This window comes from Listeria ivanovii subsp. ivanovii, from assembly GCF_900187025.1.
Lineage (GTDB): Bacteria > Bacillota > Bacilli > Lactobacillales > Listeriaceae > Listeria > Listeria ivanovii.
On sequence record NZ_LT906478.1, the window covers coordinates 624,915 to 638,770 of the forward strand.

Here is a 13,856-nt window from a genome sequence, read left to right on the forward strand (position 1 = left end):
TCTTTGGCAGTTACTTGCTATAATTAGTATTTTGACATTTAGGACATGGAGGAAGTTTGTCTGTTTTATCATCTAGAATTACTTTTTGTGCACACATTATGCATGTGTATACCCCCGTCCCAGGTTTTTCACCAGTGGAATGCATTGACATTAATAATCACCTCCTAATTATTAATATAAGTCAAATTTTATGTAAATCTTCATAATGATCATATTTGAACAATGAAAAGATTTTTCTCAGTACCAATCTAAAAGAAACATTTTTATGTTATACTTATCATTGTGTTTATATTCACAATGATGAAAAGCGAAATGTTTTTAGAGATGGATGATAGGTTTTACTACGATAAAAAGGGTGAACTATTATGGGGTTCAGAGTTGGGAAAAGTATTAATTTAGGCGCAGGATTCAGAGTTAACATAAGTAAAAGTGGGGTTGGTTATAGCTGGGGAGTAAAGGGAGCTAGAATAACGAAAACTGCTCAAGGAAATACGCGAACCACGTTTTCGATTCCAGGCACGGGAATTTCGCATATGAATGAAGTCAGGAAAAATGTAGGAAATGATGAAATTGAAAATCTAGAAGATATAGATTTATCTGAAAAGGTTATGCAGAGTCAAAGTACGGAAAATGTTAATGCAATTGACTGTCAGCCGGCAGAATATAAAGAGCTGCTTGACCGTATAAAACGAATACAAAATATCAATTTACTCAGTACTATTTTAATATGTACTTTCATATTAGCTGTAAGTCCGATATTTATTCTTACGGGTCTCACGGGTATAGTCTTAAAGATTTATGTACGTGTAAAGCTTCCTATTACAATGGAGTATGAATTTGATGAAGAAGCTAAAAATTCTTATAATAATTTGTGCGAAATTTGGATGAGTTTGAATGAAAATAATAAGTTCTGGCAAACTATTTCTGAAAGTCATCTTAACGAAAAACTAAGTGGCGGAGCTTCTCGTGGTGTGGACAGAATTTCTTCAGAAGCAATTACAAAGACACCTTACTTCATTAAAACTGATGTTAAGCCATTTGGTCTGAAATTACGCAAACAAAAATTATTCTTTTTGCCAGATAAATTATTAATTATTTCTGGCAGCACTGTTGGGGCACTGAATTATTCAGATATTCATATGGATTTAGGGACCACTAATTTCGTTGAGACTGACCCAGTTCCAGAAGATACTCATATTTTGGGGTATACATGGTTAAAAGTCAATAAGAATGGTTCTCCAGATAGACGGTTTAAAGAAAATCGTCAAGTGCCTGTTTGCGAGTATGGAGCTGTTCAGATTAAAACAGAGAACTCCTTACAAGTTGAGCTAATGTGTTCTAATTCTGAAACAATTAAAAAGATGGAGTCATTTGCTTTAAAAGTATTTAATTCTTAAAGTACTCTTTGTTTTTAGCTATTAACTTAAAAGTTAGATTTTTAAAGCTATATGTGGAGTTGTCGAGAAAAAGTGGACATAAAGTTAAGAGATTCTAAGAACATTTCTTTTCAAAATTGACTGGAGAGAGAAACTGTAAAGAAGAGTGCATCCGTTTTGTGTTGTAGTAGGTCTCGATGTATTTAAATATTTCTAATGGAACTTGTTCAGGGTTGTCAAAATCGGCATCATGAATAAGCTCTTTTTTTAGCGTTTGTAGAAAGACTCCATGAGCACATTATCATAGGGGTTTCCTTTTCGACTTGCGTTTTATATCAAAATTAGAATGTATGATAAGTGATATAGAAAATAAGAATATTTTTTATACTGTCTTTTGTAGCAAGTTTTTTCTAAAACAAACGTATTTAACCAAAAATCAAAAAGGTCATCTTTCTTAAAATGACTACTCGTAGCCAAGAAAGATAACCTTTTTAAGAAATAAATAAACGGAGAAACGGGGATTCGAACCCCGGCGCGGCATACACCGCCTAACAGATTTCGAGTCTGTCCCCTTCAGCCGGACTTGGGTATTTCTCCTTTGTGACATAGAATGCCGACAAGAAGTATTGTATAATAAAATTAGCTAAAATACCAGTATTTTTTATAAAAAGGAGGAGTTGGCTTGGAAAGAAAATTATTGGAAGAAATAAATTTACTTGAAAATAGAAAGCTACTTATAAATTTGAATTTAGTAGCCATAGTGATTGTGCTTGTTTTAACTGTTTTAGGAATTGTTTTTTCAGGAGGTTTTCAGATTTCAAATGGTTTTGAGGGAGTTTTTTGGCTCTTTTTCGGGTATTTTTTATCACTCATTATTCATGAAGCTGTTCACGGGATTTTCTTTAAAGCATTTAAGCCAAGTGGAAAAGTGAAATTTGGTTTTAAAAGTGGGATGGCTTATGCGACGAGTCCGGGCTCATTTTATACGAAAACACAATTCTTTATTATTTCGATTGCACCGTTTATCGTTCTCACGGGGTTGTATCTATTCCTTCGTTTTCTTGGAGTGAATGAAGCGGTTGTATATTTGATATTTGCGCTACATACGTCAGGGTGTGTTGGTGATTTCTATTATTGTATTCTATTGATTAATCGTCCGGTGGGAATACTAGTGGAAGATACAGAAAAAGGAATTAATTTTTATTCAGAAGGTTAAGTTTGGTAACGATTACAACAAAGTGGTAGAATAAGGATATACTTTTAGGAAGAGGTGCTTGATTTGAAACGAATAACAATTGGTAATAGCGCTTTAACAGCTTCAGAAATCTCACTTGGCTGTATGCGAATGGCGGACTTAAATAAGACCGACGCAAACAAAGTAATTAATACAGCACTCGAAAACGGTATTGATTTTTTTGACCACGCGGATATTTATGGTGGGGGTAAATCAGAAGAAGTTTTTGCTGATGCGATGGATATGAACCCGACGATTCGTGAAAAAATGATTCTTCAATCAAAATGTGGTATTCGTCAGGGATTCTTTGACTTTTCAAAAGAGCACATCATTTCTTCTGTGGAAGGTAGCTTAAAGCGCCTAAAAACAGATTACTTAGATACACTTCTACTTCATCGTCCAGATACATTATTTGAGCCAGAGGAAGTAGCAGCAGCTTTTACAGAACTTGAAAAAAGCGGGAAAGTTCGTCATTTTGGCGTAAGTAACCAAAATCCAGGGCAAATTGAACTACTTAAAAAATATGTGGAACAAGATTTAATTGCGAACCAACTACAATTTAGCATTATGCATACTGGAATGATTGATACTGGATTTAATGTAAATATGACAATTAATCCATCCCTTGATCGTGATGGCGGCATTTTAGAATATAGCCGTTTGAACAATATGACGATTCAAGCTTGGTCTCCGTTCCAGTATGGCTTTTTTGAAGGGGTATTCCTCGATAATGATAAATTCCCTGAATTAAATAAAGTTATTGATAAAATTGCAGCAGATAAAGCTGTGACAAATTCAGCAATTGCGGTCGCCTGGATTCAGCGCCACCCAGCAAAATTCCAAACAGTGGTAGGTACAATGAATCCAAGGCGTTTAGCAGATATTGCGAAAGGTTCAGATATTACCTTAAGCCGTGAAGAATGGTACGAAATTTATCGTGCAGCTGGTAACCAATTACCATGATTTTAATCGACGCTTGAGCTTACAATAGCTCAAGTGTTTTTTTATGTTTTAATGATAGTGAAATTCATTATCAATTAGAAAAATATTTTATCATTTAGCTTGATGTGAATATCTATAAGTGTTAATATAATTAGTATAAAAGGAATATTTATGCGCATACTTAATTAGAATTATTATTGTTTAATCTGTTTCTCGCGATTGCGAGAGCAGATTTTTGTGTTTTTAAGGGTAATGCGAATAGTTATCAATTAGAGAGGATGAGCGTGGTGAGGAACTGGATGGAGCGGAATTGGCAATTTGTCACAACTGGAATTAGTGGGATTTTGATTATTATCGGTTGTATCGTTGGAAGTGAGGTAGGAAATTTTTGGACAGCAGTGATTTTTCTTAGTGCATTTATTATCGGCGGTTTTGAGCAAGCAAAAGAAGGAATACAAGCTACGATAAAAACGAAAAAACTAAATGTGGAATTGCTGATGATTTTAGCTGCCACGGGTGCTTCGATAATCGGTTATTGGTTTGAAGGGGCCGTACTTATTTTTATTTTTTCCATTAGTGGAGCATTAGAAACGTATACAACAAATAAAAGTAAGCGGGAAATTACGAAATTAATGGCATTCCAACCAGAAAAAGCATTTCGGCTACTACCAAATGGAGATATGGAAGAAGTTGCAGCGAAAGATTTGCAGTTGGAGGATATGGTTATCGTACGCCCGGGCGAAAGTGTGCCGATAGATGGTGTAATTGTACGCGGATCAACCACTTTAAATGAGGCCACAATCAACGGAGAGTCTGTTCCAGCGATGAAAACAGTTGGTGCAGAGGTGTTTGGTGGAACGGTAAATGTCAGCAGTGCGATTACTGTCAAAGTGACACAAACATTTGATAATACGATTTTCAGTAAAATCATTCGACTGGTAGAAACTGCTCAAAATGAACCTTCAAAAACGGCACGATTTATTGAACGATTTGAAGATACGTATGTAAAAGCCGTGCTCTTATTTGTTCTAGTAATGATGTTTTTACCACATTTTGTCCTTGGGTGGTCATGGAATGAGACTTTTTATCGTGCCATGGTTTTACTCACGGTAGCATCTCCGTGCGCACTCGTTGCTTCGGTGACCCCAGCTACACTTGCTGCGATTTCAAATGGAGCACGCCACGGAATCTTGTTTAAAGGTGGGGTTCATTTGGAAAACCTGCGCGGGGTGAAGGCGATTGCGTTTGATAAGACGGGAACACTGACAAATGGGACGCCGCGACTAACAGATCAATTATTTAAAGCGAATCTGAATGAAAAACGTATTATTAATGTGGTTGTTGCGATGGAACGACAATCACTACACCCATTAGCTGCTGCACTTACAAAGGAACTAGAAGCCGAGGTGACGGAAAATTTGGTGGAAATTGAAGTCATCGATGTGCCTGGCTGGGGTGTAAAAGCAATTTATGAAGGTGAAACTTGGCAAATTGGAAAAGCTGGTTTTGTTGGTGGAGAAGCGGCAAAGCAATTTTCAGGGGAGGTTTCTGAAAAACTTGCTACTGAAGGGAAAACCATTGTGTATGTGGCGGTAGATAGTGAAGTAATTGCGATGTTTGCACTCAAAGATACTTGTCGACAAGAAGCAATTCAGGCTGTTCAGGCGTTAAAATCAAAAGGTATCAAAACAATTATGGTAACAGGCGATAATCAACAAACAGGAGAAGCGATTCAAACGGAGCTTGGAATGGATTACGTCGTTGCGGGCTGTTTACCAGAGAAAAAAGTCGATGTAATAAAAGAGTTATCTGTCACATACGGCAGTGTCGCGATGGTTGGTGATGGAATAAATGATGCTCCAGCGCTTGCACATGCAGCTGTTGGCATTGCCATGGGGGAAGGAACGGATATTGCCATGGAAACTGCCGATGTTGTATTGATGAAAAATGATTTAGAAAAAATTGCCTATGCGTATACACTTTCGGAACGACTTCACAGAATTAGTTGGCAAAATATTTGTTTTGCGATTACAGTGATAGTTTCCCTAATTGCCGCAAATGTATTTCAATTAATTAATTTGCCATTTGGTGTCGTGGGGCATGAAGGAAGTACAATATTAGTTATTTTGAATGGTTTAAGGTTGTTAAAAAATAATCGCAAACTATAAATTGTTTGACTGCTCATCTATTCTTAGTCTAAGATAGATGAGCAGTTTCCTTTTTTATAAAAAGGGGTATTGCTAGATAGATTGGAGATGAGTACATGAAGAAAATTAATTGGACACAATGGATTGCACTGTTCGTTTTTGCATCAATGGGTGTTTCTGTCGTATTTACTATTTATGAAATTTTCACTGCACCAATAAAGCAGCCGGCTACTGGACCGCATGTAACGCTAAGAGGAGACTATATATTTTTACTATTTGAAATTTTATTAGGTATTTTTATTTTATTGCTGCCATCTATTATTTCAAGACGATTTAAATTTGAAATACCGGGACTTGTTTATATTTTGTTTATTGTTTTTCTATATGGATCGATTTACCTTGGAACCGTGCAAAAGTTTTACTCGAACGTACCTTACTGGGACAAGATTCTACATACATTTAGTGGCGCGATGCTAGGTGCGATTGGTTTTTCTTTTGTCAGTTTACTAAACGCTAATAGTAAAGTAGTGATGAAACTAAAACCTGGATTTATTGCAGTATTTGCTTTCTGTTTTGCAGTAACAATGGGAGCTTTCTGGGAAGTTTATGAATATACGTTTGATGGCATTATGAATTTAAATATGCAACGTTATAATCTTTCAAACGGAACACCATTAACTGGTCGAGCAGCCCTAGAAGACACGATGACAGATATTATTGTCGATATTATCGGTGCACTTTTCATCGTCATTGTTGGCTACTTTGCCCTAAAAAAAGGGCGCCCTTGGATGGAACGCTTTGAATTTAAACGGAAGAATTGGAAAAAAGAATCAAAGAAAAAATAATCAGGAAAACACTTGTTCATTCGAGCGGGTGTTTTTTTGAACAATTGATGAACAACATGACAGACAAAATTGGGGCTCGGAAATGATTGACGGTATCTTGGAACTTTCCTACACTTAAAGTGAGCAGGAAAACTATAAAGGAGTGAGGGAATGTTTTTAGATTCAGGAAATTTAGAGGAAATAAAGAAAGCGCTTCAATTTACGTTTTTTGAAGGGGTAACGACAAATCCAACTATTTTATTAAAAGAAAATCAACCAAGAAAATCGCATATTACCCAAATTTCTGCCAAATTGGTTTTCGTACAGGCAGCAGGATTATCTGAAGCAGAAATCTGGGAAGATGTTCTTCGGATTCAAGCAATTCAACCAGCTGACGGAGTGACTATTGGTTTGAAAATACCAGCCCATGAAGCGGGAATTAAAGTGATTACCAACGTGCGTGCCAAGTTTCCAGAAGCGACTATTCTAGCAACAGCAATCTTTTCATCTGAGCAAGGCTACATTGCTGCACTTGCAGGAGCAGATTACCTGGCCCCCTACTACAATCGTATGGAAGTTAGTGGGTTAGATGCAGCGAAAACAATAGAAGAATTACGTTATGTATTAGACCTACAAGACTTGCAAATGGTGAAAATTATGGGAGCAAGCTTTAAAAATAGTCGTCAAATCATGCAGGCGCTAGCGAGTGGGGCAGATACGGTTACCATCAGCTATGACCTATTTTTACAAATGATGAATAAACCACTAGCGCTTGAAAGTATTGAGAAATTTAACGAGGATAATGAAGCTTTACCTGAATAACAACAAAAGGAAGTATCCATCAAAAAACGGATACTTCCTTTTGCTTATTTATCTTCATCTCGTAGTGGTAAATTATTTACATAACTATCTGAGTACTGCAAGAGTTTTCGGCTAGCATCGAATTTTTTCTTTACTTCGTTGGATAACTCTTTATTTGTTCCGTTGTAATTGGTTGCTGCACCAGTTTCGAAGCTTTCGTCTGGTTGATACATGTAGGAATTTGTGAAATAACTTCCTTCTGGCATCGTGTAACGCTCAGGGACATAGTTATTCGTTGTGTTTAAGATGTCATCGCCAAACATAATTTGGTCACCTGTATTGATGCCAAGCAAGTTCATGACAGTTGGCATAATGTCAATTTCGCCACCGACATTTCTTATTTCCCCGGGGTTTTCCATCCCAGGATAATGTAAGAAGAACGGAATGCGGTAGTCGTCTGCTGGGTCTACTTTTAGCTCAGAGGAACGATTAACGTATTTTTTTTGTTCTTCAGGAAGTTGATCGGTCTTAATAATATGATGATCACCATAGAAAACGACTACTGAATCGTCCCAAATACCGCTATCTTTCAATTTTTGAACAAAGGCGCCGAGTTGCTTATCCGCATAATGAATGGCTTCAAAATAATTACCAAGTTCGGTATCTTTTAAATCACTCGGTAAATCAATTTCTTTTTTTTTGTCTGGAATATCAAATGGCATATGGCTACTTACGCTAATTAGTTGCGCATAAAATTTTTGGTTATTTTTGTACTGGTCTTCTAAAATTGGGAAGGCTTTGTTGTACAGAACCTCATCACTTGGCGAAAATCCAATAACATCCTCATCACCAAAGAATTTTCGATCATAAAAATTATCAAAACCGACGGCTGGATAAAATTCATCACGATTGTAGAAACTAGCATCATTTGTGTGGAAGGTTTCTGTTGCGTAATCATTCTTACCGAGCAAACGTGGCATAGACGGAATTACACGGTCGCCATAAGTTTGCGTATTCGTATAATAACCACTTGGGAAGGTAGATGTATAAACCGACCATTCTGCATCTGCTGTATTTGATTTTGAAACGGTTTGAAAAAATTTGTTAGAATACATCGTTTCGCTTTCTAGGCTATCTAACGTAGGCGTAATCGACTGACCATTAATTTCGACATGCGTTAAATTACGTTGGAATGACTCTAATTGAACGATGATAAGATTTTTTCCTTTAGCTGCACCGAAATAATCTGGATTTTTGTTTTGCTCAACACCTTTAATATCTCGGACGTTTTTTGCAGTAATATCAGCTGCTTTTACATGATCAGAGCCAGTAAGAGCCACGTTAACGTTAAAAGTAAAAATACCCATTCGCTTAGCACGTTTAGAGTCACTAATGATATTTTGTTGCATCATGAAATAAGTAAATCCACTAAGTACAAGTAAAATACTAAGGGAAGACATACCATAGACCCGGCTAGTTAAACGGAAAGAAGGAAACTCATGTCCTTTTCTAATACGGAAATAAAGGATGATAGGAAGCAATATAATATCCGTAATATAGAGCCAATCTGTTCCACTAAGTAAACTAGTAGCACTGTTTTTCACTACACCAACTTCACCGATAAGGGAAAAGCTGTGGTAGGTCGGAATTTCATTATAAAAACGAGCATAAAGAACGCAAACGAGCATTAAGATACCGACAAATAACGACATTCCAGCATACCAATAAATATGTGAGCGAACTGGTGCAAACAAATGAATAAGCCCAAGAATTAATACAATGAAAAGGAGATCCATTCCAAGTGCCAGAAAATTGGGGTCTTTAAAAATTTGGAAATAGGCAAAAGTAAACTTACCAATAATTAGTAAAAAATAAAATAAAATCAAGTTAATTCCTCTTTCTAGCATGCTTTGTGGTAAATACGCACAAATCCATTCCCTCTAATTTTAGCTTATACGAGCAAACTGTGCAAATCATGAAAGAGGATTCAGAAATATTTAGGTAATAGGTGCTATTTTAGGGAAATATAATTATAAATTGTATTATTTATCACAAAACTATTGACCTTTAAAGTGTAAAAGTATACTATTTGAGAAGATTGTATAAAGGTAGGAGAAAAAATGAATTCTTTATTTAGAAAAAAGCCATTAAACGAATTACTGCATAATAAAAGTGGCAGTACACAACTGAAACAAACGCTCGGTCCACTTGATTTAACATTGCTTGGTGTTGGAGCGATTGTTGGGACGGGGATATTTATTTTACCAGGGACTGTTGCTGCAAAAAGTGCTGGCCCGGCAATTATCTTCTCCTTTGTTATTGCTGCCATTGTTTGTGCCATCGCGGCGATGTGTTATTCAGAGTTCGCATCGAGCGTTCCTGTTGCCGGGAGTGCTTATACATATGGCTACGTGGTTTTTGGTGAGTTAATTGGTTGGTTGCTAGGTTGGGCGCTTATTTTGGAATATGGGCTTGCTGTTGCTTCTGTCGCAAGTGGTTGGTCTTCTTATTTAAATGCACTGCTTTCTGGCTTCCATATTACGATTCCGAAAGTGGTATCTGGCCCTTTTAATCCAGACGTAGGTACATTGATTAATTTACCTGCTATCTTTATCGTACTTATTATTGCTTTTTTACTAACTCTTGGAATAAAAGAGTCAACGCGTATTAATACGATTATGGTTGCGATTAAAGTGGGCGTTATCTTATTATTTTTAGTTGTTGGAGTATTTTATGTTAAACCCGATAATTGGCAACCTTTCATGCCATTTGGAATAAGTGGTGTGATGAATGGGGCAGCATTAGTATTTTTTGCTTACTTAGGTTTTGATGCTGTTTCTTCAGCCGCAGAAGAGGTGAAAAATCCACAGCGAACGATGCCAATTGGAATTATTGGCTCCTTGCTAATTTGTACCGTATTGTATGTAGCTGTTTCGGCTGTTTTAACTGGGATGGTTCCTTATACAGATTTAAATGTAACAGACCCAGTTGCATATGCCCTGCAAATAATTCATCAAGACTGGGTGGCGGGAATTGTTTCGCTTGGAGCAGTTGTTGGAATGATTACCGTTATTTTGGTTATGAGCTACGGAGCAACAAGGCTTATTTTTGCAATGGGACGTGACGGCCTTTTACCAAAAGTATTAGCAGAAATTAGTGAAAAGCATCAAACTCCTGTTAAGAATACTTGGATATTTGCAGTGATTGTTGCCATTATCAGTGGCCTTGTACCACTCGATAAACTAGCAGAACTTGTAAATATTGGGACCTTACTTGCTTTTATGATGGTGTCAATTGGAATTATCTTCTTACGTAAAAATAAATCGATTCAACAAAGTGGTTTCAAAGTACCGTTCTATCCTGTGCTACCAGTTGTATCATTCCTGTTATGCGCGTTTTTAATTAGTCGTCTATCGGTTCATACCTGGATTCTTTGTGGTATCTGGTTTGTTATGGGTTTAATTGTCTACTTCAGCTATGGTAGAAAACATAGTGAATTGTCGGAAAAATAATTAACTTACTTTTTGTAAGTCATTTTGTTGGTAAAGAAGCGTTCCTTATGTTGTAATGAATATATTACAATAAAAGGAGCGCTTTTACATGAATAAAATAAATGAGATAATGCGACTTGGTGAAGTGGTACTAAATGTAGGTCATTTAGAAGAGATGGCAGGATTTTATCAAGAAGTCATAGGTTTAACATTACTGGAAGAAAATGAGCGAGTAGTTCGACTTGGAGTGAGCGGATCAAATGAAGCGCTACTTGTTTTACGAAAAATAGATAATGCAGTCGTATCAGAAGTGCCACGGATTGGGCTTTTCCATACTGCTTTTCTTTTACCGACGAGAGAGAGTTTGGCAAATGTATTAGTTCATCTGGCAAAATCAGGTTATCCAATTGATGGAGCAGGAGATCATGCTTACAGTGAAGCACTTTATTTGCATGATATAGAAGGAAATGGAATTGAAATTTATGCAGACCGAGCTAAAGCAAATTGGATGCGTGATGGCGAAGGGAACTTGCCAATGGTGACCGAAGAAGTAGATGTGGATAGTTTGCTTCGAATTGCTACGGAGGAAACTTTTGCTGGATTGCCTGCTGATACGAAAATTGGTCACGTTCATTTACAAGTCGCTGATGTTGATAAAGCAGAACAGTTTTATCTCAGTGCGCTTGGGATGAATTTAACAACGACGATTCCTTCTGCACGTTTTTTTGCAGCAGGCGATTATCACCATCATATTGGAACAAATATGTGGTCGGGGCGAAAGCTTGAAAATCGGCAGGATCAAGAAGTAGGACTTGCTTGGTTTACCATTATAACTCCGGATAAAGAAGCGATTAGTAAACAGTTGGAAGAACAAGGTTATCAAGTGAATCGCTTTGAAAATACGATTTCTGTAATAGATTCTAGTGGGATTATGATTCATTTTAAATAAAAAAAGAACTGTTTAAGCAAAAAATGCGCTTAAACAGTTTTTTGATGTAATAATAAGGGAAAGGTACATAAGTATGAATATTTTTAATGTCTTCGCTGCATGGTTTTCTTAAGAAGCCAGTTGCTTGACCCAAAAATGGTTTGGAGAATGAGAAAAATCCCAATTCCAAGATTTAAGTAAGATAGAGCTAATGCGGCATTTTCTGGAAATGCGCTTTGTACAGCGAGAAAAGTGATGAAGAAGCCGCTGTTTGCACAAAATGCTATCCAAAACCAAGACAAGCCACTGAGCTTGCTTACTACAAAAGAAAGTCCGGACATAATCGCAGCTAAGATAAGACCTGTTACTATCATTGATATAAATTCCATTTCCATCGCTCCTTTGTCATAAATGAATTATTATTAATAATAATGTAACATAAATGAAATATTTTGTAAATAAAATACAAAGAGAGGAGATTCACAGATGATTGAATTTTTTAAGACAACTAATGAAAAAATGGAGCAACTTTCGTCTTTAGAAGAAGGTTGCTGGGTTAAAGTGACTTCTCCTACAGAAGAAGAAATTGAGCGTCTAAGTAAGGGGATGGACGTTCCAAAACCTTATATTTTAGATGCACTTGATTCGGAAGAGCGTTCTCGAATAGAATTAAAACGAGCCGAGGAGGATGTAAGGCACTCGCTTGTTATTGTTGATTGTCCTTATGAATCAGAGGATGAGCTTGGCTACGCGATGTATGAAACACTTCCGATTGGCATTGTTTTAACAAAAAGCCACCTTGTTACTATTTCCTTACGAGACTTGCCAATCTTGTCGGATGTCCGTTCGATGAAGTTAGAAGTCTATGATACAACCAATCACAAGCAATTTTTGTTAAAATTATTATATGCCGTTTCTTATTATTACCTCAAATATTTAAATCAAATCATCAAACAGACAAATAATTTAGAATTACAGATCAAACAATCCATGAAAAACGAGCAACTCTATGCGTTTATGGCTGTTCAGAAAAGTTTAGTTTTTTTTGCAACAGCGCTTCAATCTAATAAAGCAATCCTCGATAAAATGGAAGATGTCGAACATTTTATGCAGCAAGAAGAAAATCATGATTTACTCAGAGATGTTATTATTGAAAATAAACAAGCAATTGCGATGACGGACACATATACACAAATCATTAGCGGAATGTCGGATGTATTTTCATCAGTTATTTCTAATAATCTAAATATTGTTATGAAATTTTTAACTTCTTTTACGATTATTTTATCATTACCAACCATTGTAGCAAGTATTTATGGGATGAATATTAAGCTACCATTTATGCATAACGATCACGCATTTGCATTAATTCTTTTATTTACGCTACTAATCACAACGGGAGTAACAGTGATTTTTTGGCGTAGAAAATACTTTTAAATATAGAAAACGGGGGAATAAGCATGGAAAAACAAACATACGAAAAACTAGCATATTATACAATCAAAGAAAAAATTCTCAGTGGAAAGCTTCATGTCGGGCAACATATTTCAGAAGCGGGTATTGCAAAAGAATTATCTATTAGTAGAACACCAGTAAGAAAAGCAATCGCAGTTTTAGTGTCAGAAGAATTGATTGAATATGAACTGAACCGCGGAGCAATTGTGATTGAAAGCAGTATGAGCGCGGGCCGTTTTATTGAATTACTTGAAATGGCAGAAATCCTTATTGTCCAAACTATTGATAAGTGTCAAAATAAAAATCTAACTTACAAACCAGAAAAAGGCGACGAAATACTCAATGAAATGCGGCAAATACAAAGAGAAGAAGATGTGGATGTATATTTAACATTACTCAGCAAATGGCTATTACAATTTGTTTCACAATTAGCCAATATTTATGCAGAAGATATTGTGCGGAAAATGAAGCGTGATTTCTTTAATAAAGCACAAAAAGATATTAAAATGATTCCAGTGCTGTTAGAAGATGAGACGCTTGATGGCATAGATCAACTGACAAATCATATGGTGGCAAAAGAATATGATTTAGCAAAAGAAGTAATAAATAGATTAGTGAACTTGTATATAATTCGTACATTTAGATAAGATTTACCGCA

At 36.2% G+C, this 13,856-nt stretch carries 13 protein-coding genes, 1 tRNA gene and 1 pseudogene; 10 read left to right on the forward strand and 5 right to left on the reverse strand.

Annotated elements, in window-relative coordinates; all coding sequences use genetic code 11:
- Positions 1-10: 10 nt before the first annotated feature.
- Entirely contained in the window at positions 11-151 is a 141-nt protein-coding gene (locus CKV67_RS14955) for a zinc ribbon-containing protein (RefSeq protein WP_077905825.1), read from the reverse strand.
- Between the two features lie 214 nt (positions 152-365).
- Between CKV67_RS14955 and CKV67_RS02985 the strand changes: the two genes are divergently transcribed.
- On the forward strand, positions 366-1,397 hold the full coding sequence (locus tag CKV67_RS02985) for a DUF4236 domain-containing protein (RefSeq protein WP_025279787.1): 1,032 nt from the start codon (positions 366-368) through the stop codon (positions 1,395-1,397).
- 94 nt (positions 1,398-1,491) lie between these two features.
- Here the strand turns inward: CKV67_RS02985 and CKV67_RS02990 are convergent.
- A pseudogene (locus tag CKV67_RS02990) lies at positions 1,492-1,700 on the reverse strand (IS3 family transposase); the annotation flags it as partial.
- Positions 1,701-1,883: 183 nt separating this feature from the next.
- Positions 1,884-1,973 (reverse strand) — tRNA-Ser (locus CKV67_RS02995).
- Positions 1,974-2,058: 85 nt separating this feature from the next.
- Here CKV67_RS02995 and CKV67_RS03000 point away from each other — a divergent pair.
- From CKV67_RS03000 to CKV67_RS03020, 5 genes are all read left to right on the forward strand, one after another.
- Positions 2,059-2,592, forward strand: coding sequence for a DUF3267 domain-containing protein (locus CKV67_RS03000; protein WP_014092093.1), 534 nt, complete (start codon positions 2,059-2,061; stop codon positions 2,590-2,592).
- Between the two features lie 63 nt (positions 2,593-2,655).
- A complete protein-coding gene (locus CKV67_RS03005) occupies positions 2,656-3,573 on the forward strand; it encodes an aldo/keto reductase (protein ID WP_014092094.1) in 918 nt (305 codons plus the stop codon).
- Positions 3,574-3,830: 257 nt separating this feature from the next.
- Positions 3,831-5,720: a heavy metal translocating P-type ATPase gene (locus CKV67_RS03010; RefSeq protein WP_221637823.1), complete on the forward strand. Its 1,890-nt coding sequence runs from the start codon at positions 3,831-3,833 to the stop codon at positions 5,718-5,720.
- Between the two features lie 95 nt (positions 5,721-5,815).
- Complete coding sequence (locus CKV67_RS03015) at positions 5,816-6,544, forward strand: DUF2238 domain-containing protein (protein ID WP_014092096.1); 729 nt, start codon at positions 5,816-5,818, stop codon at positions 6,542-6,544.
- A 150-nt stretch (positions 6,545-6,694) separates the two neighbouring features.
- A complete protein-coding gene (locus CKV67_RS03020) occupies positions 6,695-7,345 on the forward strand; it encodes a transaldolase family protein (RefSeq protein WP_014092097.1) in 651 nt (216 codons plus the stop codon).
- 44 nt (positions 7,346-7,389) lie between these two features.
- On the opposite strand, the gene CKV67_RS03025 is transcribed toward CKV67_RS03020, so the two are convergent.
- Complete coding sequence (locus CKV67_RS03025; protein WP_014092098.1) at positions 7,390-9,210, reverse strand: LTA synthase family protein; 1,821 nt, start codon at positions 9,208-9,210, stop codon at positions 7,390-7,392.
- 234 nt (positions 9,211-9,444) lie between these two features.
- Between CKV67_RS03025 and CKV67_RS03030 the strand changes: the two genes are divergently transcribed.
- Entirely contained in the window at positions 9,445-10,836 is a 1,392-nt protein-coding gene (locus CKV67_RS03030; protein ID WP_014092099.1) for a branched-chain amino acid transporter BcaP, read from the forward strand.
- Between the two features lie 88 nt (positions 10,837-10,924).
- Positions 10,925-11,764, forward strand: a complete 840-nt coding sequence (locus CKV67_RS03035) for a VOC family protein (protein WP_014092100.1) — start codon at positions 10,925-10,927, stop codon at positions 11,762-11,764.
- An 83-nt stretch (positions 11,765-11,847) separates the two neighbouring features.
- Here CKV67_RS03035 and CKV67_RS03040 read toward each other — a convergent pair whose 3' ends face one another.
- On the reverse strand, positions 11,848-12,132 hold the full coding sequence (locus tag CKV67_RS03040; protein ID WP_014092101.1) for a hypothetical protein: 285 nt from the start codon (positions 12,130-12,132) through the stop codon (positions 11,848-11,850).
- 97 nt (positions 12,133-12,229) lie between these two features.
- Between CKV67_RS03040 and CKV67_RS03045 the strand changes: the two genes are divergently transcribed.
- Together CKV67_RS03045 and CKV67_RS03050 are read left to right on the forward strand one after the other, a co-directional pair.
- On the forward strand, positions 12,230-13,180 hold the full coding sequence (locus CKV67_RS03045; RefSeq protein ID WP_014092102.1) for a magnesium transporter CorA family protein: 951 nt from the start codon (positions 12,230-12,232) through the stop codon (positions 13,178-13,180).
- 23 nt (positions 13,181-13,203) lie between these two features.
- The gene (locus CKV67_RS03050; RefSeq protein WP_014092103.1) at positions 13,204-13,845 is read left to right on the forward strand and encodes a GntR family transcriptional regulator; all 642 of its coding nucleotides are present in this window, start codon (positions 13,204-13,206) and stop codon (positions 13,843-13,845) included.
- Positions 13,846-13,856 lie beyond the last annotated feature (11 nt).